At 57.8% G+C, this 26,369-nt stretch carries 25 protein-coding genes; 22 read left to right on the top strand and 3 right to left on the bottom strand.

Translation table 11 applies throughout. The features are described from left to right. Nucleotides 1–40: 40 nt before the first annotated feature. From QZ869_RS20120 to rsmI, 3 genes are read right to left on the bottom strand one after another with little or no spacing between them, the layout of a single operon-like run. Complete coding sequence (locus QZ869_RS20120; protein WP_296106895.1) at nt 41–595, bottom strand: sugar O-acetyltransferase; 555 nt, start codon at nt 593–595, stop codon at nt 41–43. Between the two features lie 11 nt (nt 596–606). Then, nucleotides 607–975: a YraN family protein gene (locus QZ869_RS20115; protein ID WP_296106892.1), complete on the bottom strand. Its 369-nt coding sequence runs from the start codon at nt 973–975 to the stop codon at nt 607–609. Continuing rightward, complete coding sequence (gene rsmI / locus QZ869_RS20110; RefSeq protein ID WP_296021561.1) at nt 965–1,861, bottom strand: 16S rRNA (cytidine(1402)-2'-O)-methyltransferase; 897 nt, start codon at nt 1,859–1,861, stop codon at nt 965–967. The genes QZ869_RS20115 and rsmI overlap by 11 nt, the downstream gene beginning before the upstream one ends. Nucleotides 1,862–2,153: 292 nt before the next feature. On the opposite strand from rsmI, the gene dnaN reads away from it, so the two are divergent. From dnaN to guaA, 22 genes are all read left to right on the top strand, one after another. Beyond that, nucleotides 2,154–3,272 carry a DNA polymerase III subunit beta gene (gene dnaN / locus QZ869_RS20105; protein WP_296021528.1) on the top strand — a complete coding sequence of 373 codons (1,119 nt, stop codon included), beginning with the start codon at nt 2,154–2,156 and terminating at the stop codon, nt 3,270–3,272. A gap of 170 nt (nt 3,273–3,442) precedes the next feature. Continuing rightward, nucleotides 3,443–4,036 carry a phospholipid N-methyltransferase PmtA gene (gene pmtA, locus QZ869_RS20100; RefSeq protein WP_296106891.1) on the top strand — a complete coding sequence of 198 codons (594 nt, stop codon included), beginning with the start codon at nt 3,443–3,445 and terminating at the stop codon, nt 4,034–4,036. A 15-nt stretch (nt 4,037–4,051) separates the two neighbouring features. Continuing rightward, on the top strand, nt 4,052–4,633 hold the full coding sequence (locus tag QZ869_RS20095; RefSeq protein ID WP_296106887.1) for a histidine phosphatase family protein: 582 nt from the start codon (nt 4,052–4,054) through the stop codon (nt 4,631–4,633). Nucleotides 4,634–4,638: 5 nt separating this feature from the next. After that, nucleotides 4,639–5,346, top strand: a complete 708-nt coding sequence (gene pyrF, locus QZ869_RS20090; RefSeq protein ID WP_296106911.1) for an orotidine-5'-phosphate decarboxylase — start codon at nt 4,639–4,641, stop codon at nt 5,344–5,346. 31 nt (nt 5,347–5,377) lie between these two features. After that, nucleotides 5,378–5,665 carry a DUF1330 domain-containing protein gene (locus tag QZ869_RS20085; protein WP_296035580.1) on the top strand — a complete coding sequence of 96 codons (288 nt, stop codon included), beginning with the start codon at nt 5,378–5,380 and terminating at the stop codon, nt 5,663–5,665. A gap of 118 nt (nt 5,666–5,783) precedes the next feature. Beyond that, on the top strand, nt 5,784–6,764 hold the full coding sequence (locus QZ869_RS20080; protein ID WP_296106884.1) for a complex I NDUFA9 subunit family protein: 981 nt from the start codon (nt 5,784–5,786) through the stop codon (nt 6,762–6,764). Between the two features lie 668 nt (nt 6,765–7,432). After that, on the top strand, nt 7,433–8,125 hold the full coding sequence (locus tag QZ869_RS20075; protein WP_296106881.1) for a glutathione S-transferase family protein: 693 nt from the start codon (nt 7,433–7,435) through the stop codon (nt 8,123–8,125). Between the two features lie 82 nt (nt 8,126–8,207). Then, the gene (gene queG, locus QZ869_RS20070; protein WP_296106878.1) at nt 8,208–9,344 is read left to right on the top strand and encodes a tRNA epoxyqueuosine(34) reductase QueG; all 1,137 of its coding nucleotides are present in this window, start codon (nt 8,208–8,210) and stop codon (nt 9,342–9,344) included. Then, complete coding sequence (locus tag QZ869_RS20065; protein ID WP_296106875.1) at nt 9,345–10,223, top strand: SDR family oxidoreductase; 879 nt, start codon at nt 9,345–9,347, stop codon at nt 10,221–10,223. It begins immediately after the preceding gene. Between the two features lie 381 nt (nt 10,224–10,604). Further along, nucleotides 10,605–10,973 carry a septal ring lytic transglycosylase RlpA family protein gene (locus QZ869_RS20060; RefSeq protein WP_296021545.1) on the top strand — a complete coding sequence of 123 codons (369 nt, stop codon included), beginning with the start codon at nt 10,605–10,607 and terminating at the stop codon, nt 10,971–10,973. A 148-nt stretch (nt 10,974–11,121) separates the two neighbouring features. Beyond that, a complete protein-coding gene (locus QZ869_RS20055) occupies nt 11,122–12,411 on the top strand; it encodes an RsmB/NOP family class I SAM-dependent RNA methyltransferase (protein ID WP_296099765.1) in 1,290 nt (429 codons plus the stop codon). 135 nt (nt 12,412–12,546) lie between these two features. Next, entirely contained in the window at nt 12,547–13,824 is a 1,278-nt protein-coding gene (locus QZ869_RS20050; RefSeq protein ID WP_296106872.1) for an imelysin family protein, read from the top strand. Between the two features lie 96 nt (nt 13,825–13,920). Continuing rightward, on the top strand, nt 13,921–15,441 hold the full coding sequence (locus QZ869_RS20045; RefSeq protein ID WP_296106869.1) for a di-heme oxidoredictase family protein: 1,521 nt from the start codon (nt 13,921–13,923) through the stop codon (nt 15,439–15,441). Next, nucleotides 15,441–16,562 (top strand): imelysin family protein, encoded by a 1,122-nt coding sequence (locus QZ869_RS20040; RefSeq protein ID WP_296035561.1) that lies wholly within the window; start codon nt 15,441–15,443, stop codon nt 16,560–16,562. Before QZ869_RS20045 ends, QZ869_RS20040 begins: the two co-directional genes overlap by 1 nt. A 1-nt stretch (nt 16,563) precedes the next feature. After that, complete coding sequence (locus tag QZ869_RS20035; protein ID WP_296106865.1) at nt 16,564–17,655, top strand: DUF1513 domain-containing protein; 1,092 nt, start codon at nt 16,564–16,566, stop codon at nt 17,653–17,655. A 143-nt stretch (nt 17,656–17,798) separates the two neighbouring features. Further along, the gene (locus tag QZ869_RS20030) at nt 17,799–18,251 is read left to right on the top strand and encodes a TspO/MBR family protein (protein WP_296021629.1); all 453 of its coding nucleotides are present in this window, start codon (nt 17,799–17,801) and stop codon (nt 18,249–18,251) included. A gap of 117 nt (nt 18,252–18,368) precedes the next feature. Next, the gene (locus QZ869_RS20025) at nt 18,369–20,267 is read left to right on the top strand and encodes a sigma-54-dependent Fis family transcriptional regulator (RefSeq protein ID WP_296106862.1); all 1,899 of its coding nucleotides are present in this window, start codon (nt 18,369–18,371) and stop codon (nt 20,265–20,267) included. Nucleotides 20,268–20,421: 154 nt separating this feature from the next. Next, nucleotides 20,422–21,495 carry a 2,3-butanediol dehydrogenase gene (locus QZ869_RS20020; RefSeq protein WP_296106859.1) on the top strand — a complete coding sequence of 358 codons (1,074 nt, stop codon included), beginning with the start codon at nt 20,422–20,424 and terminating at the stop codon, nt 21,493–21,495. A 115-nt stretch (nt 21,496–21,610) separates the two neighbouring features. Next, entirely contained in the window at nt 21,611–23,413 is a 1,803-nt protein-coding gene (locus tag QZ869_RS20015; RefSeq protein WP_296106856.1) for an NAD(P)/FAD-dependent oxidoreductase, read from the top strand. 111 nt (nt 23,414–23,524) lie between these two features. Further along, nucleotides 23,525–23,983: a PaaI family thioesterase gene (locus QZ869_RS20010; RefSeq protein WP_296021581.1), complete on the top strand. Its 459-nt coding sequence runs from the start codon at nt 23,525–23,527 to the stop codon at nt 23,981–23,983. Further along, nucleotides 23,973–24,611, top strand: coding sequence for a 5'-methylthioadenosine/S-adenosylhomocysteine nucleosidase (locus QZ869_RS20005; RefSeq protein ID WP_296106854.1), 639 nt, complete (start codon nt 23,973–23,975; stop codon nt 24,609–24,611). The genes QZ869_RS20010 and QZ869_RS20005 overlap by 11 nt, the downstream gene beginning before the upstream one ends. Nucleotides 24,612–24,693: 82 nt before the next feature. Then, complete coding sequence (gene guaA / locus QZ869_RS20000) at nt 24,694–26,271, top strand: glutamine-hydrolyzing GMP synthase (protein WP_296021585.1); 1,578 nt, start codon at nt 24,694–24,696, stop codon at nt 26,269–26,271. The last annotated feature ends 98 nt before the right edge of the window (nt 26,272–26,369 follow it).

Genomic DNA, 26,369 nt, shown 5'->3' with positions numbered 1-26,369 from the left:
GATGATTGTGCTTCAGCAACCAGCAGCCACCTGTGGTAGATCATTGCCGGCCTGTCGGGCGAGCGGGGTTGCCGACAACGATGTCACCGGCTGCCACGCTCTTCGTCACGACCGCGCCCGCCCCGACAATCGCACCCTCGCCAATGGTTATACCGGGCAGAATGATGGCGCCGCCGCCGATCCAGACATCCTTGCCGATCGTGACCGGCCTTGCTCTCTCGATACCCTGCCCGCGCAGAGTGACATCGCGGTGGTGATCCGCGCAGTAGATGTGGACGCCGGGACCGAGCATCGAGCCGGTGCCGATGTCGACGAAAGCGGAATCTAGGATTGTACAGCCTGCGTTGAGATAGACCCTCTCCCCGAGGCTGATATTGAAACCGTAGCTGCAATGAAATGGCGCTTCGATGAAGGCACTTCCGCCAGCGGACTGCAAAAGCGCAAGCAGCATGGGCGCTATTGCCCCGCGCTCGTCGGGTGGCAGTGTGTTGTGCTGATGAACGGCGACGCGGGCTTTCATGCGCAAGTTCCCTAATGCACTGTCGAGACAGCTGTACCAATCACCAGCCGCCATCTTTTCGCGTTCACTCGACATGGACTTATCCTCTAAAAGGCATCGATGAAATGAACCGGTAGCCGCCGTGGAAGAACAGCAACAATATCGAAGCGAAGAGAAAGACGATGGGAATCGCGGCGTCGGCTCAGCCAAAGATCCGCGGCGGCCCGAATCCGCCTCTGCGAGTTCGCACCGACAGCATCCACCGCACCCTTTTCGAGCTTGCGGGCCTTCACCTCGATGAAGGCGATCACATCCTTTCGCCGGGCGATCAGATCGATCTCGCCGAGCGGGGTGCGATATCGAAGCGCCAGAATGCGATAGCCTTTCAGCATGAGATAGAGTGCTGCCCAATACTCGGCGGCATGACCGCGCTTTTCGGCCCGGCGTCGTTTCACATGCCGCGCATCAGCCGCCATTGCTGTCCTTCATGTCCAGAAGCCGCTGATAGAGTTCCTTGCGCGGCAAGCCGGTCAGCTTCGACGCCTCGGCTGCAGCCCTGGCCGCCGGCATGGTGGACACCAGATCCTTCAACAGTTTTTCGACATCCTCAATATCGGGTATCTCGTCATAGGATGGCGGCTCGACGAGGAGCACGATCTCACCCTTCACGGTGCGGTCTTCGTCATAATATTCCGCAAGCTCGCCCAAAGTCCCGCGACGAAACTCCTCGAATGTCTTGGTCAGTTCGCGACAAACGACTGCGCGACGCTCGCGACCAAGCACCTCCGCCGCGACACGAACGGATGCGCCGATGCGGTGCGGAGATTCGAAGAAGATCAAGGTTGCCGGAATTTTTGAAAGCTCGGCCAAGCGGTCGCGCTTGCCGCGATCCTTGACCGGCAGGAAGCCAGCGAACAAGAAGGAATCGCTCGGCATGCCCGATCCGACGAGAGCAGCAAGCGGCGCAGACGCGCCAGGGATCGGCACGACGCGATAACCGGCTTCGAGCGCCAACTGTCCAAGCCGATATCCGGGATCTGAAACGAGCGGCGTTCCAGCATCCGACACCAGCGCCACCGACTTTCCGGCCTCCAGAGCCGCGATCAGCTTCGGCCCCGCCTCTTGCGCATTATGCTCATGATAGGCATAGGGCCGATTGCGGATTCCATACCGTTCCAGAAGAATGCGGGTGACGCGCGTGTCTTCGCAGGCGAGAACGTCGGCCGCACTCAGGGTTTCCAGCGCACGCAGAGTTATGTCACCCAAATTGCCAATAGGCGTGGCAACAAGATAGAGGGCATTCTCCAAAGGCCGCGCCGGAACCGAAACGCCGGCGATACGGAAGCTCTTGCCCGAAGGCATGTCCGTCTGGTCATCTATCGTTTCGTCTGCCACGGCCAGTTCCAATCCATTCCGGTATTCTCTTGAAGCACTTATGGGCAATAGGCGGCGGCGGAACAAGCTCAAGATGTCACTCTTATCTGTGGATCACGAGCGATAGCGCTGAATTGGAACTGCGCGCGCATCCTCGCCTCTTGCATTTTGCACGATAACTCTGCCATTTTGCCTGTCCCATTGTCCGGCATCAGACCGGGAAAGACTATCTTGCCGATCCGGCGCCGCCGGATCGCAACGGTTGAAAGCGGTAGCGTCCATGCGTATTACTCTCGAGCGGTCAAACCTTTTGAAGTCGCTGAACCACGTGCATCGTGTGGTTGAACGGCGCAACACCATCCCGATCCTGTCAAACGTTCTGCTGCGCGCATCCGGCGCCAATCTGGACATGAAGGCGACCGACCTTGATCTCGAAGTCACGGAGGCAACGCCCGCCATGGTGGAGCAGGCGGGTGCCACAACGGTCCCGGCGCATCTGCTTTATGAGATCGTCCGCAAACTTCCGGACGGTTCGGAGGTGCTTTTGGCTACCAACCCAGATGGCTCGTCGATGACGGTGGCGTCAGGACGCTCGAAGTTCTCGCTTCAGTGCCTGCCGGAGGCGGATTTCCCAGACCTGACCGCCGGTACGTTCACACATAGCTTCAAGCTGAAGGCGACCGATCTCAAGATGCTGATCGATCGCACACAGTTTGCCATTTCGACCGAAGAAACACGCTACTATCTCAACGGCATCTTCTTTCACACGATCGAAAGCGGCGGCGATCTGAAGCTGCGCGCAGTCGCGACGGACGGCCACCGCCTGGCGCGTGCAGACGTGGATGCGCCTTCGGGTTCTGAAGGCATGCCGGGCATCATCATTCCGCGCAAGACTGTGGGCGAATTGCAAAAGCTCGTCGACAATCCTGAGCTTGAAGTCGCAGTCGAAGTGTCCGACGCCAAAATCCGTCTGACCATCGGCGATATCGTCATGACCTCGAAGCTCATCGACGGCACCTTCCCGGACTACCAGCGCGTGATCCCGACCGGAAACGACAAGGAAATGCGCGTCGATTGCAGCAGTTTTGCCAAGGCCGTAGACCGCGTCTCGACCATTTCATCGGAACGTGGACGTGCGGTCAAGCTCGCCTTGAATGACGGGCAGTTGACGTTAACCGTCAACAATCCAGACTCCGGCAGCGCTACGGAAGAAGTGGCAGTGGGTTACGAAAACGACCCGATGGAAATTGGCTTCAACGCCAAATACCTCCTTGATATCACAGCGCAATTATCCGGCGAAGATGCGATCTTCCTGCTGGCGGATGCGGGCTCTCCCACATTGGTGCGAGACACTGCGGGAGACGACGCGCTCTATGTTTTGATGCCGATGCGCGTCTAAGACGACAATCCTGAGTGAAGCCGGCGGAACTTTCCTCCGGCTTTTTTTGGCTCTATCGATACGAAGTATTTTTCCATAAGCGACATTTCCGTTTTGATCTGCGTCATGCGAGACAAGATGTCGCCATAGTTTCAACAAATGGTGTTTGACGACAAATAAGGGGACAAGACATGGGACTGAGCCTGAAAGAACGCTTCGGCCGGAAATTCGAGGAAGAAATCCGCTTCTTCAAGGGGATGGTCAATCAACCAAAAAAAGTCGGCGCGATCGTTCCGACCTCCGGTATCACCGCACGGAGGATGGCAAGTGTCGTCAATCCTCACTCAGGCCTACCCGTTCTTGAACTTGGACCCGGAACCGGCGTCATCACCAAAGCCATCCTCGGTCGTGGTCTCAGGCCCGATCAGGTGACGGCGATCGAATATTCGACGGATTTTTATCAGCAGCTTCTGCGCAGCTATCCCGGTGTGAACTTCATCAATGGTGATGCCTTTGATCTGGATAAGACGCTTGGCGAGCAGAAGGACCAGATGTTCGACTGCGTGATTTCCGCCGTTCCCATGTTGAACTTTCCCATGGCCGCCAGAATCAAGCTTCTGGACGAGCTTCTGAACCGCATTCCACCCGGTCGCCCCGTCGTGCAAATCTCCTACGGCCCGGTTTCGCCGATCGTCGCACAGCCACACCTCTACCATATCCGCCATTTTGACTTCGTCGTGCGTAACATTCCGCCAGCGCAATTGTGGACCTACACTCGCACCTAGTCTAACGTCGGTGGGATGTACGCACTTTACATCACCCATCCGCAGGTCCGCATCGATCCGAAAGTTCCCGTTCCGGAATGGGGACTATCGGACATAGGAGCAGAGCGAGCTCGAAGAGCTTTCTCGCAGCCTTGGGCCCGAGACTTGCGCCGGATTGTCAGCAGCACCGAAACCAAAGCGATCGAGACCGCACACTATCTTGGCCGCGCCAGCGGTCTTGACGTTGAACACGTTGAGGCGATGCACGAAAACGATCGCAGCGCGACCGGTTTTCTTCCGCCCGACCTCTTCGAGAAGGCCGCCGATTGGTTCTTCGCCCACCCGCATGCTAGCTACAAAGGCTGGGAAACCGCGGCTGACGCGCAGGCCCGCATCGTAAAAGCTGTCGAGACGGTGCTGGCCGATCACGACCCCAGCCAGCCCATCGCCTTTATCGGCCATGGCGCGGTCGGAACACTGCTGAAAAGTCACCTTAGCCATGACGTCATCCGACGCAACGGCGACCAGCCGCCCGGCGGCGGCAATCTTTTCAGATTCGATCTTGCGGACCGGAAAGTGACATGCGACTGGACGCCCATCGAAAACTGGCAGGGGTAAAGATGATGACCACGAACGAGCGCCTGATCGTTGGCCTGGATGTTCCAACCGTCAAGGAGGCTGAATCGATCGTCACCGCCATCGGCGACGACGTCATTTTCTACAAGATTGGCTATCAGCTGGTCTTTGCCGGTGGACTGGATTTTGCCCGCGAACTTGCCCAAAGCGGCAAGAAAATCTTCCTCGACATGAAGCTCCTGGATATCGACAACACGGTCGCCTCCGGCGTCGAAAACATTGCCAAGATGGGCATGTCCATGTTGACCCTGCACGCCTATCCGAAGGCCATGCGCGCGGCGGTCGCTGCCGCCAAGGGCTCGGATCTCACGCTTCTCGGCGTTACGGTTCTGACATCCATGGACGATGCCGATCTGACGGAGGCAGGTTATCAGGGTGACGCCCGGTCGCTCGTTCTCACACGTGCCAAACAGGCAAGAGAAGCCGGCATGGGCGGCATCGTCTGCTCCGCCGAGGAATCGTCAGCCGTTCGCGACATCCTTGGGCCTGACATGGCGGTCGTAACGCCAGGCATTCGCCCAAGCGGTGCAGACGCCGGAGACCAGAAGCGTGTCGTCACGCCGTTCGACGCCATCCAGGGCGGATCGAGCCACTTGGTCGTTGGACGTCCTATCGTCAAGGCGGCCGATCCGAAGGCTGCCGCACGGGCCATTCTGGACGAAATGCTGCGAGCCAGCTTTCCGGCCAATCGATAAAGCCAACCAGCAGCGTTTGAAGGATTGAGTCATGACCAAAGCCTACTGGATCGCCCGTGTGGATGTTCGCGACGCCGAACGCTATAAGGATTATGTTTCGACAGCCAAGCCCGCCTTCGAACGTTACGGTGCAAAGTTCATTGCTCGTGGCGGCGCATTCACGGAACTTGAAGGACAGGCTCGCGCCCGCAATGTGGTGATAGAATTTCCGTCCATGCAGCACGCGGTCGATTGCTACAACTCCGAGGAATACCAAGCCGCAGCCAAAATTCGCCAGGAAGTGGCGGATGCGGAAATGGTCGTCGTCGAGGGAATTTGACGTATTCCACGATCGCACGCAGGTCCCTTTCTGCTCGACGCTGTTCTCTCTTCCCGTACGCCCGGCTTTCGGCTAAGACACCAGAATATATCCATTCACGCTTCGCAGGAGCCGTCCCATGCCCTTGGCCAACCTTCCTCCACTCGTCACCGTTTTTGGCGGCTCGGGCTTTGTCGGGCGGCATGTGGTTCGCACGCTGGCAAAGCGGGGTTATCGGATCCGCGTTGCCGTTCGCCGTCCGGATCTCGCAGGGTTTTTGCAGCCGCTTGGTAATGTCGGTCAGATTTCCTTTGCCCAGGCGAACCTGCGCTACAAGGACTCCATCGTTCGCGCCGTCGAAGATGCCGATCACGTCGTCAATTGCGTTGGTCTGTTGTTCGAAAGCGGTCGCAATACATTTGATGCCGTTCAGGAATTCGGTGCGCGCGCCGTTGCAGAAGCGGCAAAGGCCGCAGGTGCGACGCTCACTCATATCTCGGCGATCGGCGCCGACGCGGAGTCCTCTATTGGCTACGCCCGCACCAAAGGCCGCGCGGAAGCCGCAATCCGCTCTGTTCTTCCGGATGCCATCGTTCTGCGCCCATCCATCGTCTTCGGTCCCGAAGACGACTTTTTCAACAAGTTCGCCGGTATGGCGCGCACTCTACCCTTCCTGCCCCTGATCGGTGGTGGCAAGACAAGGTTCCAGCCGGTCTATGTCGAGGACGTGGCCGAAGCCGTGGCCCGCAGCGTCGATGGTCAATTGAAGCCCGGCGCTACTTACGAGCTTGGCGGCCAGGACGTATTGACCTTCCGTCAATGTCTTGAGGCAGTGCTGCAAGCAACTTACCGTGAACGCCCGATGATCAACCTGCCCTTTAGCATTGCTTCCATGATGGGCTCGGTGGCCTCCCTCATTCCGCTCATTAAGCCTCCCTTCACCTCCGATCAGATTGCTCTGTTGAAGAACGACAATGTCGTGTCCGCTGAGGCGGAAAAAGCCGGGCTCACTCTGGAAGGAATGGGCATCACGCCTGTTCGCATCACGTCGGTGCTCTCTACCTATCTGGTCAGCTACCGCCCTCACGGCCAATTCAGCAATGCCGGAAAGGCTGCCTGAGGTCTTTTTTCGGCGTACTGCAACCAAAGATTACCCTGACCGTTATGATCCCAATGGCGCGGCGGCGTGACAACCGCAGTCGCGTTTAATGATTGGGGGAATGTCGCGACAACGCGTGGGGAACGCCGCAAGCGTGGCACAAGGGCAACGGTGAAAAACTCTTCACATTAACCCGGTGTTCAGCAAGCTGAGTTATTGGTACACGCCACACTCACGACACATCCTCCATCGAACAACCAAACGGCGGCACGACCGCTCGTATTTTAATTTTGAAAGGCAATGAGAAATGGGCAGGTCTATCGCACTCTTTTTTGCGTGTGCGGCATTGGTTGTTCTGGCAGGTTCATTCATGGCGCCGGGCACGGTGGCCGCAGGCAAGACCGGTTGCTCGCCGGCCTATGGGGTTGACCCATGCGCAACGAGCTCCATCTCGGCCCAGTGATATTTGATGGCCCCAAGGCCATACGACAAAAATGACCAAGCGCCCGGAGGCGAATCCAGGGCGCTTTTTTATTGCAGTCGCTCAAAAACGCTCGAAAGTTATCCCTGCAATGCAGCATTAAAGTTCCGTTAAAATGGCTGCGACTATTATTTCAAGCAGGGGCCGCACTTTGAGCTTTTTTCGGCCACAAACAAGCAACCACAAGAAACACAAACCCTGAGCGCAAATGCCAACTCTTTATCACTCTTCCATGTCGACGGCATCACGCTTCGTCCGGCTGATCCTCGCAGAATATGGCTTTCAGATCGATCTTGTCGAGGAACAACCTTGGGAGAAGAGGAGGGAGTTTCTGGCGCTCAACCCGGCTGGCACTTTACCAGTTTACCTAGACGACAATATGCGCTCGCTTTGTGGCCCTTACGTGCTGGCGGAGTTCCTGGATGAAGCCCATGGAGTGCTCAAGCGCGATAGACGACTGCTTGCGGAAGAGCCTTTTCAGCGCGCCGAAATTCGACGGCTAACGGAATGGTTTCTACAGAAGATGGAAAACGACGTGACGAAGCCTCTGGTGCGGGAGCGCGTTTATAAACTGCAGATGACAGCGGCCCAAGGCGGCGGGCCGCCAGACTCGAAACTGCTGCGTACTGCGCGCTCGAACATTCGCCAGCACATGAAATATCTTGAGTGGCTTGCCGGTTCGCGCACATGGATCGCCGGTGATCGGCTGAGCTACGGCGATCTCGCCGCCGCCGCATCGGTTTCCATTCTCGACTATCTCGGCGAGATCAACTGGCTCGAAGCGCCGATAGCCAAGGAATGGTACCAGCGGGTGAAGTCGCGCCCATCCTTCCGTCCTCTGCTGGCAGAGCGGGTACCGCGTCTTGCACCCTCTTCCCATTATGCCGATCTCGATTTCTAATCTTGCCACCACACATTATATATGACGTGGACGCTGGCGCTGCGCCGGCATCTTTCGCAGGAGAGAAGCAATCGACACGGTCTTGCAGAAGCAGGAACTGCGCGCCCGCAAGCTGACGGATTTCGTTCGCGCGGAAGCGACGGCGCTCGGCTTCGATCTCTGTCGGATAACCTCGCCAGATGCCATTCCGCTCGCCCCTGAACGGCTGCGCGAATTTCTGGAAAGCGGTTTCCACGGCACGATGGGCTGGATGGCCGAGACGGAAGAGCGCCGTGCTTCTCCCAGGACGCTTTGGGGCGATGTCCGCTCCGTTGTCATGTTCGGTTTGAATTATGGACCGGATGAAGACCCGCGCGGCATCCTCGAAAAGCCGGACAAGGCCGCAATCTCCGTCTACGCCCGCAATCGCGATTATCACGATGTGATCAAAGGCCGGTTAAAGGAGATCGCCACGCGCTTTGCGGCCCGCGCTGGCGAGGATGTTAAGGTGTTCGTCGATACCGCACCGGTGATGGAAAAGCCGTTGGCGGCTGCGGCCGGGCTTGGCTGGCAGGGTAAGCACACCAATCTCGTCAGCCGCGCATTCGGCTCCTGGTTGTTTCTCGGTAGCATGTTCACCACGGCACGGCTCTGTCTGGATGATCCTGAAAAGGATCACTGCGGCTCCTGCTGTGCCTGTCTCGACTCCTGCCCGACAAACGCCTTTCCGGCGCCCTACAAACTGGATGCGCGGCGCTGTATCTCCTATCTGACCATCGAACATAAGGGGCCGATCGCTCACGAATTCAGACCGATGATCGGAAATCGCATCTACGGCTGCGACGACTGTCTGGCCGCCTGTCCCTGGAACAAATTTGCCGCCAGTGCCTCCGAAATGAAGCTGCAGGCCCGGGACGATCTGAAAGAACCGTCGATTGGCTTTCTCCTGGAATTGGACGACGCCGCGTTTCGGACCTTTTTCAGCGGATCGCCGGTCAAGCGTATCGGCCGCAACCGCTTCATCCGCAACGTTCTGATCGCCGCTGGAAATTCAAAAGATCCACGCTTCATCGAGCAATGCCAGAGGCTGAGCGCAGATGCGTCGCCCGAGGTACGAGGTATGGCAGTATGGGCGCTCTCGCAGTTGATGGACACGCAAAGTTTCCACGCTTACGCTGCGGCGCGCGCAACCGAAGACGATTCGGACGTGCGAGATGAATGGCGCATGGCAGGAGCATAGATGTCGCAGCTGATGATTTTCGGAGCCGGATATTCCGGCAAAGCCATCGCGAAAAGTCTTCAGGATACCATTGGCCGTATTTGCGGCACCACCCGTAGCGCAGAGCACGCCCAGAAGCTTCTGTCCCTTGGCATCTCGCCATTCATTTTCGACGGCGACACACTGAGCGAGACTTTGCGCAGGGAACTCGCGACAGTTACCCACCTTATCCAATCCATTGCTCCTGGCAAGACGGGTGATCCGCTCCTGCGGATCTGTTCCGGTGACCTGAAATCCCTCATGCCGCAACTCCAATGGGTGGCCTATCTTTCAACCGTTGGGGTTTACGGCAACCACGATGGCGCCTGGGTCGATGAGGAAACGCCGTGCAAGCCGGTGTCGGCACGGTCGCTGGAGCGCGTGCAGGCAGAGCAGGCGTGGCAAATGGCAAGCGATGGTGCAGACGCGCCTCTCAGCATTCTTCGCCTGTCTGGCATCTACGGCCCAGGTCGCAACGGCTTTATCAATCTGGAGAAAGGCACTGCCCGACGTCTGATCAAGCCTGGACAGGTCTTCAATCGCATCCGCGTCGAGGATATCGGCGCAGCGACGGCATTCCTCATTTCGCAAAATGTGGGTGGCATCTTTAACGTGACGGACGACGAACCGGCTCCGCCGCAGGATGTCGTGACCTTTGCCGCCAAGATGATGGGGCTTGCCCTGCCGCCCGAGCAAGCCTTCGAAACTGCTGAACTGAGCGCCATGGCGCGCTCTTTCTACGGTGAGAACAAGCGGGTATCGAACAGGAAACTTCGCGACATGGGTTACGTGTTTCACTACCCCGATTACCGTATTGCGCTTCGCCAATTATGGGAAAGCGGCGGCTGGAAAGATGAATAAACGTTCATCTTTGATAAGGTGAAAAATTCATCCTGAAGCCCTTTCGGGGAAGTTTATCATCACCGAATTCATATTTAACCTTTTATTAATCTGCAAATTTAGGAGAATTTTTCAGCTTTTAGAAAATTATTTCACACGTCTTTTGTGAACTGTGCAGTAAATCCCCGTTTTCGCAAAGGCGTTCTGCTTGCGAGTTGATTCTAAAGAAATTTTTTCGGAATCATAGACGGCTATCTAAAATCGTCAAACAGCCCAATTATCACAAATGTTACAGTCTGTAACACTTCGTGATTGGCAGAAGGCAAGTTTTTGCCATTTTTGCGCGGCCCTACACTCCTCGCAATTCATTCGGCGCGGGGCCGAGTATCAGGGAAGCACAGTTTGACGACTATCCGACGCATGACTATCGCGGCAGCAACTATTGCCGCCTGCTGTTTTATCGCTCCTCTTCAAGCCAATGCCGGTAATGGTTGCGGCGGCGCATCTTGGTATGCTCTGACCTCCAAGACTGCTTCCGGCGAGAGGATGAATCCTTCCAATTTGACGGCAGCGCATCGCTCCTTGCGGTTCGGCACCAAGGTCAAGGTCACCAATGCACGCAATGGCAAGGCTGTCGTAGTTCGCATCAATGACCGAGGCCCCTTCATCAAGGGTCGCGTTCTCGACCTGTCCAAGGCGGCAGCCAAAAACCTCGGCATGGTAAGCTCCGGCACCGCCAAGGTTTGCTACGAAGTCATGGCCTCCAATTAAGGTTTGTGTTTTCGCAAGACCGCGTTACGGTTTTAACGTGGACCAAGCTCTGACTTTCCGAAGAGGTTTTTCGGGAATTCCTGCCTAAGCCTTGCCCTCGCCGCCATTCGCGTCTACCAACCTGGCAATCCATGAAAAGAGGTAGACAATGCGTTTGGGCGGGCGTTTGGCCGGAGCAATCGAAGTGTTGGCGGATATTGAGGCGCGTAGACGCCCGGTTGCCGACGCACTGAAAGACTGGGGACTGGCGCATCGTTTCGCTGGTTCCGGCGACAGGGCCGCCATCGGCAATATTGTCTACGATGCCCTTCGCATGAAACTCTCCCACGCATGGTTGATGGATGACGACAGCGCCACGGCGCTCGGTTATGCCGTCATGCTGCGCCAGTGGCGAAAAACGCCGGAGCAACTGGCGCAGGAATTCGACGGCGACAAATTCGCGCCCCCATCTCTTTCGGAAACGTCCCTAAAGGCTCTGACCTCGCGTTCACTCTCCGATGCGCCCTTGCACATCCAGGGCGATATTCCCGAGTGGGTCCAGCCTTCATTTGAAGCCGCATTCCCGAACGACTGGCTTCGACAGGCCCAGGCGCTGAATGAGCGCCCAACACTCGATCTTCGTGCCAACACGCTGAAGGCAGGCCGCGACAAGGTCTTGAGGGCTCTGGAAGAGTCAGGCGCCATCGCGACGAGGATTGCTCGCCAAGGCGTGCGTATTCCGGCAGGGGAAGGTCCATCGCGTCTGCCCAACGTAACAGCCGAGCTTTCATTCCAGAAGGGCTGGTTCGAGGTGCAAGACGAAGGATCGCAGATCGTCGCCGATCTGGCAGGGGCCGTCGAGGGCGAGCAGATCCTCGATTATTGCGCTGGCGGCGGTGGTAAGACGCTGGCGATGGCGGCCAGCATGAACAACAAGGGGCAGGTTCACGCTTTCGACGCCGATCGCAAGCGGCTGGCGCCGATCATCGAGCGCTTGAAACGCGCTGGCACCCGAAACGTTCAGGTGCATGATAGACCCGCCGAACTGAATGCATTCCGAGAGAAGTTCGACCGCGTTCTCGTCGATGCTCCCTGCACGGGCACCGGAACATGGCGCAGACGCCCCGATACCAAATGGCGTCTCACACAGCGCAATCTTGAAGAGCGCGTCGGCCAGCAGGCAGATGCGTTGGATCAGGCAAAGACCTTCGTCCGCCCCGGCGGTGAACTGCTCTATGTCACCTGCTCCGTGCTTCCGGAAGAAAACGAGCGTCAGGTCCGTCGATTCTGTACTGAAAACCCGGAATTCTCCATTACGTCCGCACTGGACAGATGGACGAAAACCTTTGGACAGACCGCTGTCAAGCCTCACTCGGCAGATGGCGAGACCGTCACGCTGACGCCTGCGACGACCGATACTGACGGTTTCTTCTTCTGCGCCATGACCCGTCGGGCATAACCTGCTGGCACGCAACATGCTGGTGGCAACTTGCTAGTTGGAAAGCTTCTAAACTAGAATATTTGACACAAGTTTATGATTGGTTCAGAACTCGCCTTCACAGCCTCGTTACCGCAGTGCTGGACAGGAGAGAGCATGTTCCGCAAAACCATTCTGAGCGCCAGCATGGCGCTTTTTGCTGCATCGTCAGCCTTCACCGCGGCTCCCGCGAGAGCCGCAACCGATCCAGCCGCCGTCGTCAAGCATTATGCCGAACTGGCGCAGGCGAAATATCAGGATTCGCTGACGACAGCGCAAACGCTGGACAAGGCGATCGACGCGTTGATCGCCACGCCGAGCGAAGCAACGCTGAAGGCAGCACGTGAGGCCTGGATCAAGGCCCGCGTTCCCTATCAGCAGTCGGAAGTCTACCGCTTCGGCAATCCGATCGTCGATGAGTGGGAAGGCAAGGTCAATGCATGGCCGCTGGATGAAGGCCTCGTCGACTATGTCGACAGCTCCTACGGTACGGAAAGCGATGAGAACGAGCTCTACACCGCCAACATCATTGCCAATAAAAAGCTGACCATCGGTGGCGAAACGGTTGACGCAACGAAAATCACGCCTGAGCTGATCCGCAGCCTTGCGGAAGCTGGCGAGGTGGAAGCCAACGTCACCACCGGCTATCATGCCATCGAGTTTCTGCTGTGGGGCCAGGACCTTAACGGCACAGGCCCAGGTGCAGGCAATCGCCCTTACACGGATTATGACACAAAGAACTGCACGGGCGGAAATTGCGACCGCCGCGCCGAATATCTCAAGGCTGCCTCCACGCTTCTGGTTTCCGACCTAAAGGAAATGGCCGCAAACTGGGCACCCGACGGTGAGGCAACGAAGAATGTCAAAGCAGACGCCAAGAAGGGTCTCACTGCCATCCTGACCGGCATGGGCTCCCTGTCCTATGGCGAGCTCGCCGGCGAGCGCATGAAACTTGGCCTTCTGCTGCACGATCCGGAAGAGGAGCACGACTGCTTCTCCGACAACACCTACAACTCGCACCTCAATGACGCGATCGGTATCGCCTCGGCCTATACGGGCGAATACATCCGGGCCGACGGCACCAAGATGACAGGCCCTTCGCTATCCGAACTCGTTGCCGCTAGCGAAAAGGCGCTGGATGACGAGATGAAGGCGAAGCTGAACAAGACGCTCGATGCCATGCACGCCATGGAGAAGCGCGCCCAGACGGTGGAGGCCTATGACCAGATGATCGGCGAAGGCAATAAGGAAGGCAACGCCGTGGTTCAGGCAGCCATCGATGGTTTGCTGGACCAGACCAAGACCGTCGAGCGCGTCATTGCTGCTCTCGATCTCGGCAAGATCGAGCTGGAAGGTTCCGAAAGCCTCGACAATCCCAACGCCGTCTTCAAGTAAGATCGTGCTACACCATATCGAATGCGGCCGTTCCTACGGACGGCCTCATTCAACGCTTTATCAACTGTCAAAGCCGGATCACCGTGAGCCGAGGACATGAAGCACACTGATCCGATCCGGTTTTTATCACCAGCCTTGGCGATCGCTTTATGCGGCATCCCATCATTGGCTGCCGACCAGAAACGCTCCGATATCTCCGGAAGCGATCTCGCCCGCGTTCTTGCCGTTACCAGACCCGCCAGCGATTTCTCCAAGGCCGAGGCCTTCGAGGCCATGTCTGCCGGTGCCACAACAACGACAGCCGCTTCAGACACAACCTCTTTCTCCCAGCCATCCGCCAACATCACCTTGGACCAGGGCCAGACCTTCAAACTCGGTCATGCGCTGTTCCAGAAGCTGTGGGTTTCCGCACCCTCTTCGACACAAGCCTCCGATGGCTTGGGCCCGCTTTACAATGCCCGCTCCTGTCAGACTTGCCATATCAATGACGGGCGCGGACGCCCGCCGCGCAATGGGGAGGATGCCGTCTCGATGATTGCGCGTCTTGCCCGATCGGCACGCACACATGCGGAAGAGAACCTGGTCCAAGATCATCAGGCCTTGAACTTCCCGGATGTGACCTATGGGGCTCAAGTGCAAAATCTCGCCGTGCCGGGTCTTAAGGCCGAAGGCAAGCTGGCGGTTTCCTATGAGGACAATCACGTCACACTGAGTGACGGCGAGGTCGTATCATTGCGCAGGCCTAGCTACAGCATAAACGGGCTGACTGAGGGACCACTTGAAACCGCAACCACCGTTTCACCACGGATCGCGCAGCCGACGCTCGGGCTTGGCCTGATCGAGGCTATTGCCGCGGAAGACATTCTGGCCAATGCCGATCCCGATGATAAAAACGGCGATGGTATTTCCGGCAAAGCCGTCTGGGTACGCGACCATCGGACAGGTAAAATCTCTCTCGGTCGTTTCGGCTGGAAAGCACAGAATGCCACCGTGCGGGATCAGGCCGCCATGGCGTTCTCTCACGATCTCGGCATATCGACACATGATGCCCCTAATGCTTATGGGGACTGCACAGAGAGACAGACGGACTGTCTAGCCATGCCGACGGGCGTGCAAACACGGCTGGGTGACACCGAAGCACCCTCGCCGGTTCTCGATCTTGTGACCTTTTACACCGCAAACTTAGGCGTTCCCGCTAGACGCAATGTCGATGCTCCTAGTGTCCTGCGCGGCAAGCAAATGTTTTATGAGAGCGGCTGTGCCACCTGTCATACGCCGAAATTCGTCACGACACGAAATGCGGGCGATCCGCTTCATTCCTTTCAACTGATATGGCCCTATTCGGATTTTCTGCTGCACGATATGGGCGATGCTCTGGCGGACGGGCAGCAGGTGGGGGACGCGACGGGCAAGGAATGGCGCACGCCGCCGCTCTGGGGTATCGGCCTGACAGGCGCCGTCAATGGCAACGAATTCTACATGCATGACGGGCGGGCGCGCAGCCTGACCGAAGCCGTTCTCTGGCACGGAGGCGAAGCGCAAAAAGCGCGTGACGCTTTTGCCGCCTTGCAAAAATCCGACAGGCAGGCATTGCTGACATTTCTGGAGTCTCTTTGATGGACATTTCGATGCGCAAACTTCTCGCCATCCTGCCGCTGACAATCTTTCTCGGGTTAAACGTGGCCAAGGCTCAGGACGTCGAACTGATGCCTCCGCCACCGCTTGACCCAGTCAAGGTGCGCGCGACGATGGAGAAGGCCGTGGATGGTTTCATTCGCCCCGGCTACGAGAACTTTCGCGACAAGGCCCGCATGCTGGAAAGCCGCATGCAGGCGCTTTGTACCGAGCCTTCAGACCGGAAAATGCAGGATGCCAAAGACGGCTTTGCCGCCACGGTCGATGCATGGTCCCATATCGAAATCGTTCGCGTCGGGCCGGTCATCGAGCAGAACCGGTTCGAGCGCATTCTCTATTATCCTGACAAGAAGGGGTTGGGCTTGAAGCAGGTCCAGCGCTACCTTGCAGAAAAGGACGAAAGCGTAACGACGGCGGAGGGTCTGAAAGGTAAAAGTGTTGCCGCGCAGGGCCTCGGTGCTCTGGAGTTCGTTCTTTATGGCACGGGTGCCGAGACGCTGACGTCGCAGAAGAAAGATTTCCGCTGCCGCTATGGAGCGGCAATCGCCGGAAATCTCGCCAAAATCGGAGACGAGTTGGTGACGAGCTGGACCGAACCGAATGGAACGGCGAAAAACTGGAAAGAGCCCGGGGCGGACAATCCCGTCTTTCGCGATGAACGAGAGGCATTGGTAGCGCTGCTCGGCATTCTCGTCCACGCCTCCGAAGCGGTCCGCGATCAGCGAGTAGAGACCTTCTACAAGGGGCCGGACAATGCCAAATTTCCGCGCACAGCCATCTATTGGCGCTCCGATCTTACCTGGAAGAGCATTGGCGACAATATCGCCGCTATTCAAGATCTGCTCCACACAGCGCATATGGGCGACCTCCTGCCGCCCGATCAGCGTTCGATCATCGGCTCTATAGATTTCATCGCTAAATCCATGGTGCGCGTCACCGGTACCATCGGTCCTGATATCGAAAGAGCCCTTGCAGACGACAAGGAACGCGCCAAGGTCGATTACCTGCTGTTGAACGGTAAGGACCTGATCTACCGCATCAACGATCAATATGGCGGCGCCATTGGCTTAAGCTCCGGCTTCTCCTTCTCGGACGGAGACTGACGTGGCGACAGATCGGCGGCTTCTGATCGACCGGCGCAGCTTCATCAAGGCTGCGGGCGCTCCGTTTCTGGCCTCACTTGCGCCGCGGTCCCTTTTTGCCCTGCAGCGAACCGACGCTGTCTTTGCATCCGCTTTTCGTAGTCGCGATGGTGCCTACGGTGTTGCGACTTTGAGCGAGGCGGGCGAGATCATCGACAGGGTGGCCTTGCCCGCAAGGGCACACGGCATGGCCTCCAGTCCCGCAACCGGGGTGACCGTCGCTTTCGCTCGGAGGCCCGGCACATTCTTCGTCGCCTTCGACCCTCAAGGTCACAAAGCGCCCGTCGCCATCAGCACCCCGGAAGGCCGACACTTTTACGGGCACGGGCAATTTTCTCCTGATGGCACGATCCTCTACGCCAGCGAGAACGATTTCGACGGGAATCGCGGCGTGATCGGTCTCTACGATGTGCGCAACGGATTTCGCCGCCTCGGCGAATATGACGCGCACGGCATCGGCACCCACGACATGACGGTGAGCGCCGATGGCACGATGATCGTAATCACCAATGGCGGCATCGAAACCCATCCGGATTTCGGCCGGACCAAGCTCAACATAGACCGGATGGAGCCATCGCTCGTCCTTCTGGATGCCACCACAGGGGACCTTATCCAGAAGCACAGTGTGCCGGAACGGCTGAGACAGCTTTCTACCCGCCATGTCGACCTGGGAAATGACGGGCGTATCTGGTTTGCCTGTCAATATGAAGGCCCGCGTAACAACCTTCCCCCGCTTGCCGGCTATTTCTCCAAAGGGGACGATGTTCGTTTTATCGCGCTACCCGATGAAACGACCAGCAGACTGGCAAATTACGTTGGAGCGATTGCCGTCAACCGGAAGGCGGGCGTCGTAGGATTGACGTCCCCCAATGGCAACGCCTTCGTCACGCTGGATGAGAGGAGTGGCGCGGTGCTGAGCGAAACGACCGTGCGAGAGGCAGCAGGAGTTGCCGCATCAGCGAAAGGCACCATTGCATCCTCCTATGACGGTCACTTTGCAGGGAAGGTTTCCGACGTCGCCTGGGACCAGCACATCGTTCGGATTTTGCGCTAAAGCGCTCTTCTTCCATTGAACGCTTTACCTCTTTGGGCTCACGCATCGCGATTTTGCAAATATCGATTTCGATTTGCGTGCCAATGCTGTCTTTCGTGAAAAAGATGGAGGAACCAAAGCATCGTGCCGTCATTCTTTCGGGCATGAAGAACGCGCTGATCTATCTCATCTTTATTGCTGTCGTGGTAACCTGTGGCGCGTTGATCGGAATCAACAATGTGCCCGGTGAATGGTACCAGTCGCTCACCAAGCCGCCATTCAATCCGCCAAACTGGATTTTCGGCCCGGTCTGGACCACACTTTATGTCATGATCGCCATCGCCGGAGCCCGTACCTGGTTGCAAAGTCGCATGGGTGGTCGGATGCAGCTCTGGGGCAGCCAGATGCTGCTCAACTTCCTCTGGTCGCCAATGTTCTTCGGCATGGAGAGCCTCGCAGCTGGTCTAATCGTCATCGTGCCTATGCTAATCTGCATCATCGCATTCATCTTCATGACGTTCAGCCGTGACCGCCTGTCCATGTGGCTTTTCGTGCCTTATGCAGCGTGGGTAAGCTTCGCGACTCTGCTGAATGCGAGCCTTCTTTATCTGAATTAGTCGCAAAAGCGCTTCAGACTTCGCGCGGCTCTGGAAATCATAAGTAGATAACACCGCGCAAAACCGGTTATGATCGCTGCAAAATTGCGGGAGGCGGCGATCCACGGCCGGTGGACCATGAACATTTCGGATCACATCAAGGAAATTGAACATGTCGGCGTCGGTCGCAATACCGGGCGAGATGCCGTGGTGGTAGCATCCTGGCGGCGCTGCCTCGACACCTACCAAATGGATCCGACCAAGGCCCGCAAGGCTGTGATCGTGTCCGAAAGTCGCCTGCGTGAGCATCGCCAGCGGGCTGAAGATTTGATCCACATTGCCCGTTCTGCACTGGAGAATCTTTATCGCCAAGTGGCCGAGCAGAACTATGTGCTTCTGCTGTCAGACCGGCAGGGCGTTACGGTGGATTTTCTGGGTGATCCTTCATTTAACAACAATCTTCGAAAGGCGGGGCTCTATCTCGGTTCGGAATGGTCAGAACCCCGCGCGGGCACTTGTGCGGTGGGTGCCTGTATAGCGACCGGTGAAGCGCTGACCATTCACCAGACAGACCATTTCGATGTCACCCATACCCCGCTTTCCTGCACCGCAGCGCCGATCTACGACACGCAGGGATCGTTGGCTGCTGTTCTGGATATTTCACTATTAAGCTCTCCCATCCTGAAGGCCAGCCAGAACATGGCACGGCATCTGGTGTCCTCAACCGTGCGCCGGATCGAACTGGCAAATCTGATGGCCAGCAGCCGTCATGATCTCGTGCTACGATTTGCGGCTGCACCGGAATTTCTGGATGTCGACCCCGAAGCTGCGCTTTCCGTCGATGGGGCTGGCCGGATCACGGGAATGACCCATGGTGCCGCGCGCATTCTCGCGGCGTCGCGTGGGTTGGATTGGCACGCCCCCGAAGAGCTCCTCGGACAGCGCCTGGAAGAATTCTTCGAGGCCGATTTTGACGAGCTTTCCTCCCTCACACGCTCCAGTCTCCCGCAGGATCGGCGGATTGTTTCAAAAAACGGCTCAGTCCTTTACGGCCACGCAATCGAACCACAACAGCGTCGCTTGTCTGGCTTGAAAGGACGTTTGAAACACCAGCGAGCCATCGACGGGATCGGCGGCGATAATCCATCCGTCCTCAATCTTCGGCGCAAAATCGAAAAACTGGCACCCGCCAGATTGCCGATCTTGCTGCAGGGCCAGACAGGGACCGGCAAGGAGCATCTCGCCCGCATCATTCACGAGACCAGCGGCGTTCGCGGTCGCTTCGTTCCCGTCAACTGCGCGGCCATTCCGGAGCAGCTGATCGAAAGCGAATTGTTTGGGCATTTGCCGGGAGCCTTTACTGGCGCCTTGCCGAAAGGACGCAAAGGGCTGGTAGAGGAGGCGCATGAAGGTACGCTTTTCCTCGACGAAATTGGCGACATGCCGTTTGCAGCGCAAAGCCGGCTCCTGCGCGTCCTGGCGGAAGGAGAAGTTCTCCCCGTTGGTGGCTCCACACCGCAAAAGGTCAGTTTCAGAGTAATCTCTGCATCTCATCGTCCGCTGGGTGAGATGGTGCGTAGCGGGGCATTCCGGGAGGATCTGTACTACCGGCTGAACGCTGCTGTGCTCACCCTGCCCGCATTGAAGGACCGCGATGATTTTATCTGGCTTCTCGACAGGATTCTCGAAAGACACGCGGTAGCCGGTCGGCCTCTCATACTGTCCGACGCGGCGCGTCTGGCACTTCTGCGCCACACATGGCCGGGCAATATCCGGGAGCTAGACAACACCATCGCCTATGCTACCGCGCTGTGCGACGGTGGAACGATTATGCTCGACGACCTTCCAGAGCTCCTCGGCACCACAGCCACGACAGCGACAGACGGCCGCGACGGCCGCGACGGCCGCGACGGCGATCTTCACGCCATCCTCGCAGCATGCAACGGCAATATATCCGAAGCGGCTCGCAAGCTGGGCGTCGATCGCACCACGCTCCACCGCCGCTTACGCCGCCTTGGCGCACGGAAACCGCACTGAGTGTGAGGACGTGCCACAGCTGTTGCGCCACACCTGTTGCGATTGCGACAGTCCTGCTTCAAGCGACTCCCGCATTTTCAGGCATTGAGCAAACAAGATCGACTGGCACGCTCATTGCACCTCGTCTGGCATCACAAGCCACTGAGGACAAAATATGCGCGCGCTCAGATTTCATGCAGCCAAGGATTTGCGGATCGATACTGTTCCAGAGCCAAGGCAACCGGGACCCGGACAGGTTCTCGTGCGGAACCGCTTTGTCGGCATTTGCGGCACCGACCTGCACGAGTACAGCTACGGCCCGATCTTTATTCCCACCGAGCCCCACCCATTTACTGGCGCTCACGGACCGCAAATTCTGGGACACGAGTTCGGCGGTATGGTTGAAGCCATCGGACAAGGTGTGACCTCGGTCAGTGTCGGCGACCGGGTGTCGATTCAACCGCTCGTCATGCCACGGTCAGGCGATTATTTTTCGGATCGAGGCCTTTTCCATCTCAGCACCCAGCTGGCACTTGTCGGTTTGAGCTGGGAAGGCGGCGGCATGGCGGAAGCAGCGCTTGTCAATGAATACAACGTGCAGAAAATTCCGGACGAGATGACCGACGAGGAGGCGGCTCTGGTCGAACCATCGGCAGTTGCCGTCTATGCCTGCGATCGCGGCGGCGTGACCGCAGGCAACAGCGTCCTGGTGACAGGGGCCGGACCGATCGGCATGTTGACGCTCCTGGCGGCGCGCGCAGCAGGTGCCGCGCAGCTCTTCGTGTCAGACCTCAACGATGCCCGTCTTGAGCTCGCCCGAAACGTCATCCCGGATGTGATCACCATCAATCCGAAGCGTGACCATCCGGGCGATGTCGTTCGTTCGGCCACCGAGGGCCAGGTCGGATGCGATGTTGCAATCGAGTGCGTTGGCAACGAACACGCCCTCAAGGCCTGCGTCGATGCGGTGCGCAAACAAGGCGTCGTCGTCCAGACCGGGCTGCACCCGCATGAAAATCCGATCGACTGGTTCCAGGTCACCTTCAAGGACCTGGAGATCAAGGGCTCATGGGCATATCCGACGCATTATTGGCCTCGGGTCATACGGCTCATTGCGTCGGGCCAATTGCCGGCAACGAAGATTGTCACGAAGCGCATAGCGCTGGATGAGGCCGTGTCGGAGGGTTTCGATGCTCTGCTCGATCCTGCCGGCACACATCTGAAGATCCTGATCGATCTTTTCCGATAGATGCCCTCATCCGCGTGAGGGAGAGGAGCCCGATACGCGAATTCGAATGAACTCCACGAAGCAGCGGGCCGCTGCTTCGTCATCAGACCCAAGCAAAACCATGGAGGAGATGAATATGCTTGATGTCAGTCCCACAACCAAAATCGACACGGTCCTAGCCAAATTCGGCAAGGCGCTCGCAGCCCAAGACATAGATGCCGCCGTCAACCTGTTCCAGGCAGATTGCTACTGGCGAGATCTCGTAACCTTCACCTGGAATCTCAACACCATGGAGGGCCATCACGCCATCCGCGACATGTTGACGAACCAGCTCTCGGCCATCAAGCCGTCCGGCTTCAGGCAGGATGTGAACGAGCAGGCCTCTGAAAGTGGCGGCGTAACCGAGGGCTGGTTCGAATTCGAGACCGCTACCGCTCGCGGCTATGGTCACGTCCGGCTGAAGGATGGCCTGATCTGGACGCTCCTCACCACCATGAGTGAACTGAAAGGACATGAGGAGCCTAAAGGTGCAAGACGCCCAATGGGAGCCGAACATGGGCATGACCGCAACCGCAGAACCTGGAAGGAAAAACGTGAAGCAGAGGCCGTCGAGCTCGGCTACACGGAGCAACCCTATGTCGTCATCATCGGCGGTGGACAGGGTGGCATTGCGCTTGGTGCAAGACTGCGCCAGCTCGGAGTTCCGACAATCATCATCGAAAAGAACGAGCGGCCGGGCGACAGTTGGCGCAAGCGCTACAAATCGCTCTGCCTGCACGACCCCGTCTGGTACGATCATCTGCCCTACATTCCCTTCCCGGAAAACTGGCCGGTCTTTACCCCCAAAGACAAGGTGGGCGACTGGCTGGAGATGTACACCAAGGTCATGGAGCTGAACTACTGGGGTTCCACCACCTGTAAATCGGCCCAATATGACGAGACGTCCGGAGAGTGGACCGTAATTGTCGACCGCGCCGGGAAAGAGGTCGTCTTGCGGCCCAAGCAACTGGTGTTGGCAACCGGCATGTCAGGCAAACCCAACATTCCGAAATTCCCAGGCCAGGATATCTTCAAGGGAGAGCAGCAGCACTCCTCGCAGCATCCGGGCCCGGACGCCTATTCCGGAAAAAAGGTCGTCGTCGTCGGCTCAAACAATTCGGCCCATGATATTTGCGCTGCGCTGTGGGAGGCAGGCGCCGATGTGACCATGCTGCAGCGTTCCTCGACCCATATCGTCAAGTCGGATTCCTTGATGGAAATCGGGCTGGGCGATCTCTATTCGGAACGCGCCGTCGCCAGTGGGATGACCACGCGAAAAGCCGATCTCATCTTCGCCTCGCTCCCCTACAGGATCATGCATGAATTCCAGGTTCCGATTTACAACCGTATCCGGGAGAAAGATGCTGACTTCTACGCAGCCCTTAAGAAAGCCGGCTTCATGCTGGACTTCGGCGATGACGAGTCCGGTCTCTTCATGAAGTATCTGCGTCGCGGCTCCGGTTACTACATCGACGTCGGCGCCTGCGATCTGGTGATTGACGGCTCGATCAGGCTGAAATCCGGGGTGGATGTGTCTCACCTGACAGAGGATGCCGTTGTGCTGAAAGATGGCACGCAGTTACCCGCCGATCTGGTGGTCTATGCGACCGGCTATGGTTCGATGAACGGCTGGGCAGCGGATCTGATCTCGCGCGAGGTGGCGGACAAGGTCGGCAAATGCTGGGGACTAGGCTCCAATACGACCAAGGACCCGGGTCCTTGGGAGGGAGAACAACGCAACATGTGGAAGCCGACGCAGCAGCAAGCCCTCTGGTTCCATGGCGGCAATCTGCATCAATCCCGTCATTACTCGCAATATCTCTCGCTGCAATTAAAAGCGCGGCAGGTCGGACTGGAAACACCGGTCTATGGTCTCCAAAAGCCGCATCATCTCGCATGAGGCGAAAATGACGTTGATCCGCCGGTTGGACAGAACCGGCGGATCAACCACCCTTGTCTTGCGCCTGGACCGAGGCCATGTCATTTTTCAATAAAAATGAAAGGCAGGGGAATGACATTCACCGATCCTGGCGATTTTCGCCAGCGTATTGAAAAGAGCTTCGCGCGCCAGGGTGTGGTCCAGGCAATCAAGGCGGAGCTGACGCGTATCGAGCACCGGCTGGTCGAAATAGAGCTGCCTTTTCATCCCAAGCTGACGCAGCAGCATGGCATTCTTCATGCCGGCGTCATAGCCGCCGCGCTCGACACCGCCTGCACCTATGCAGCCTATACGATCGTCGAGCCGGAAGCGTCTCTGCTGACAATCGAGTTCAAGGTCAACCTCATGTCGCCCGGGCGAGGCGAGCGCTTTTTGTTTCGTGGCGAGATCACCAAACCCGGCAGCAACATCATCGTGGCCGACGGTCGCGCCTATGCCATTTCCGACGGCCCTGCGAAGCTGATCGCTTCGATGACGGGAACGATGATGGTTCTGAAAGGACGCGAAGGGTTCAGCGAAAATGAGCTATGAGCTGGTCGAGATCGACGGCAAGCGCCTTCTCTTCGTCATGGCAGCCGAGGCGGAATACGGTCCGCATCTGAAAGCCCGTTTTCGACCGCTGATGACGGGCGTCGGTCCCGTTGAAGCTGCTGTTTCCCTGACTGCCACATTGAGCGATCTCAACGCTCAGGCGCGCCTGCCCCATCTCGTGGTTTCGCTAGGGTCCGCCGGCTCGCGCCTGTTGGAACAGACCAAAGTTTATCAGGCTGTCAGTGTATCCTACCGGGATATGGATGCCTCAGCCTTTGGCTTTGAAAAAGGACGCACGCCATTTCTGGATCTGCCCGCAGAGGTTCCGCTTCCATATTCCATACCAGGCGTTGCGACCGCGCGTCTTTCCACCGGCGCCAATGTGGTGTCCGGCAGCGCCTATGACAGTATCGACGCAGACATGGTGGAGATGGAGACCTTCGCAATCCTGCGCGCCTGCCACCGCTTCGGCATTCCGCTGATCGCCTTGCGTGGCATTTCCGATGGTAAGGCGGATGTTCACCATATCGATGACTGGACGGAGTATCTCCACATTATCGACGAGAAACTGGCAGAGGCCGTCGACAGGCTGAAAGACGCGATAAAGGTCGGGGCGATTACACTCTGATGCTTGCAAGGCGGCACATTTTCTGGCTTCTCAGGGCATGCGCCGGGTTGCCTTACGCCCGGCAATTCTTTAAAGGCTCGCCATGACCCAGATAGCCCATCCCGACAGCATCCTCATCATCGATTTCGGCAGCCAGGTGACGCAGCTGATTGCGCGCCGCATCCGCGAAGCCGGGGTTTATTGTGAAATCCACCCGTTCCAGAGCGCTGCAGAGGCGTTTGAGAAACTGCAGCCGAAGGGCGTCATCTTCTCCGGTGGCCCAGCATCTGTCACGGCCGAGGGAAGCCCGCGCGCACCACAGGCAGTGTTTGATGCAGGTATCCCGATCCTCGGCATTTGCTATGGCCAGCAAACGCTCTGCACCCAGCTCGGCGGTACCGTAGAAGGCGGCCATGCAGCGGAATTTGGCAGAGCCGATATCGAAATCAAAAAGGCGAGCCCGCTCTTTGATGGCTTCTGGGAACTTGGTGGCCGTTATCCGGTCTGGATGAGCCATGGCGACCGCGTCACGCAATTGCCGGCCGGTTTCGAAGTGGCAGCGACGTCGGAGAACGCACCTTTCGCCATCGCAGTCAATGAAGAGCGCCGCTACTACACCACGATGTTCCACCCGGAAGTTGTCCACACGCCCGATGGCGCGAAGCTGCTTTCCAACTTCGTCCACAAGATCGTCGGCCTGAAATCCGATTGGACGATGGCGGCCTATCGCGCGGAGATGATCCGCAAGATCCGCGAGCAGGTCGGCGATGGCCGTGTGCTCTGTGCGCTCTCAGGCGGCGTCGATTCCTCGGTTGCGGCGATCCTCATCCATGAAGCGATCGGCGACCAGCTGACCTGCGTCTATGTCGACCACGGTCTGATGCGTCTGGCTGAAAGCGAGCAGGTCGTCGGCATGTTCCGCGACCATTACAACATCCCGCTCGTCCATGTAGATGCCTCAGACTTGTTCCTGACGGAACTGGCCGGCGTTTCCGATCCTGAGGTCAAGCGGAAGACTATCGGCCGTCTTTTCATCGAGACCTTTGAAGCCGAAGCTGCCAAGATTGCAGCGGATGGCAAGGGTGCGCCAGCTTTCCTGGCACAGGGTACGCTCTATCCGGACGTCATCGAAAGCGTATCCTTCTCGGGCGGCCCGTCCGTCACGATCAAGAGCCACCACAATGTTGGCGGTCTGCCTGAACGCATGAACATGAAGCTGGTCGAACCGCTTCGTGAACTCTTCAAGGACGAAGTCCGCGCTCTTGGCCGCGAACTCGGCCTGCCGGAAAGCTTCATCGGCCGTCACCCCTTCCCCGGTCCCGGCCTTGCGATCCGTTGCCCCGGCGTCGTCACCCGCGAGAAGCTGGATATTCTGCGCAAGGCAGATGCGATCTATCTCGACGAAATCCGCAAGGCTGGCCTCTACGACACCATCTGGCAGGCTTTTGCGGTACTGCTTCCGGTTCAGACCGTCGGCGTCATGGGCGACTATCGCACCTATGATTTCGTCTGCGCACTGCGCGCGGTCACTTCGGTGGATGGCATGACGGCGGACTTCTACCCCTACGACATGAACTTCCTCGGTCGTGCGGCTACCCGCATCATCAACGAAGTCAAGGGCATCAACCGGGTGGTCTACGACGTGACGTCGAAGCCGCCGGGCACCATCGAGTGGGAATGATCTCGCAACCGGTTTAGACTCGAGCAAGCTTTGAAAGAATACCAAAAGCCCGCATATTGCGGGCTTTTGGCTTTGCAGATCTGGCCGATTGAGGAGAC

The organism is uncultured Agrobacterium sp., from assembly GCF_913777885.1.
Classification (GTDB): domain Bacteria; phylum Pseudomonadota; class Alphaproteobacteria; order Rhizobiales; family Rhizobiaceae; genus Agrobacterium.
The sequence above is the reverse complement of the archived record's forward strand: the minus strand, read 5'-3'. Positions and strand labels throughout refer to the sequence as shown.

Excerpts from the sequence above, each read along its gene's own strand:
- QZ869_RS20120 (WP_296106895.1), bottom strand. The coding sequence starts at position 595 with ATGTCGAGTGAACGCGAAAAGATGGCGGCTGGTGATTGGTACAGCTGT.
- QZ869_RS20115 (WP_296106892.1), bottom strand. The coding sequence starts at position 975 with ATGGCGGCTGATGCGCGGCATGTGAAACGACGCCGGGCCGAAAAGCGC.
- rsmI (WP_296021561.1), bottom strand. The coding sequence starts at position 1,861 with ATGCCTTCGGGCAAGAGCTTCCGTATCGCCGGCGTTTCGGTTCCGGCG.
- dnaN (WP_296021528.1), top strand. The coding sequence starts at position 2,154 with ATGCGTATTACTCTCGAGCGGTCAAACCTTTTGAAGTCGCTGAACCAC.
- pmtA (WP_296106891.1), top strand. The coding sequence starts at position 3,443 with ATGGGACTGAGCCTGAAAGAACGCTTCGGCCGGAAATTCGAGGAAGAA.
- QZ869_RS20095 (WP_296106887.1), top strand. The coding sequence starts at position 4,052 with ATGTACGCACTTTACATCACCCATCCGCAGGTCCGCATCGATCCGAAA.
- pyrF (WP_296106911.1), top strand. The coding sequence starts at position 4,639 with ATGACCACGAACGAGCGCCTGATCGTTGGCCTGGATGTTCCAACCGTC.
- QZ869_RS20085 (WP_296035580.1), top strand. The coding sequence starts at position 5,378 with ATGACCAAAGCCTACTGGATCGCCCGTGTGGATGTTCGCGACGCCGAA.
- QZ869_RS20080 (WP_296106884.1), top strand. The coding sequence starts at position 5,784 with ATGCCCTTGGCCAACCTTCCTCCACTCGTCACCGTTTTTGGCGGCTCG.
- QZ869_RS20075 (WP_296106881.1), top strand. The coding sequence starts at position 7,433 with ATGCCAACTCTTTATCACTCTTCCATGTCGACGGCATCACGCTTCGTC.
- QZ869_RS20065 (WP_296106875.1), top strand. The coding sequence starts at position 9,345 with ATGTCGCAGCTGATGATTTTCGGAGCCGGATATTCCGGCAAAGCCATC.
- QZ869_RS20055 (WP_296099765.1), top strand. The coding sequence starts at position 11,122 with ATGCGTTTGGGCGGGCGTTTGGCCGGAGCAATCGAAGTGTTGGCGGAT.
- QZ869_RS20050 (WP_296106872.1), top strand. The coding sequence starts at position 12,547 with ATGTTCCGCAAAACCATTCTGAGCGCCAGCATGGCGCTTTTTGCTGCA.
- QZ869_RS20045 (WP_296106869.1), top strand. The coding sequence starts at position 13,921 with ATGAAGCACACTGATCCGATCCGGTTTTTATCACCAGCCTTGGCGATC.
- QZ869_RS20040 (WP_296035561.1), top strand. The coding sequence starts at position 15,441 with ATGGACATTTCGATGCGCAAACTTCTCGCCATCCTGCCGCTGACAATC.
- QZ869_RS20030 (WP_296021629.1), top strand. The coding sequence starts at position 17,799 with ATGAAGAACGCGCTGATCTATCTCATCTTTATTGCTGTCGTGGTAACC.
- QZ869_RS20025 (WP_296106862.1), top strand. The coding sequence starts at position 18,369 with ATGAACATTTCGGATCACATCAAGGAAATTGAACATGTCGGCGTCGGT.
- QZ869_RS20020 (WP_296106859.1), top strand. The coding sequence starts at position 20,422 with ATGCGCGCGCTCAGATTTCATGCAGCCAAGGATTTGCGGATCGATACT.
- QZ869_RS20015 (WP_296106856.1), top strand. The coding sequence starts at position 21,611 with ATGCTTGATGTCAGTCCCACAACCAAAATCGACACGGTCCTAGCCAAA.
- QZ869_RS20010 (WP_296021581.1), top strand. The coding sequence starts at position 23,525 with ATGACATTCACCGATCCTGGCGATTTTCGCCAGCGTATTGAAAAGAGC.
- QZ869_RS20005 (WP_296106854.1), top strand. The coding sequence starts at position 23,973 with ATGAGCTATGAGCTGGTCGAGATCGACGGCAAGCGCCTTCTCTTCGTC.
- guaA (WP_296021585.1), top strand. The coding sequence starts at position 24,694 with ATGACCCAGATAGCCCATCCCGACAGCATCCTCATCATCGATTTCGGC.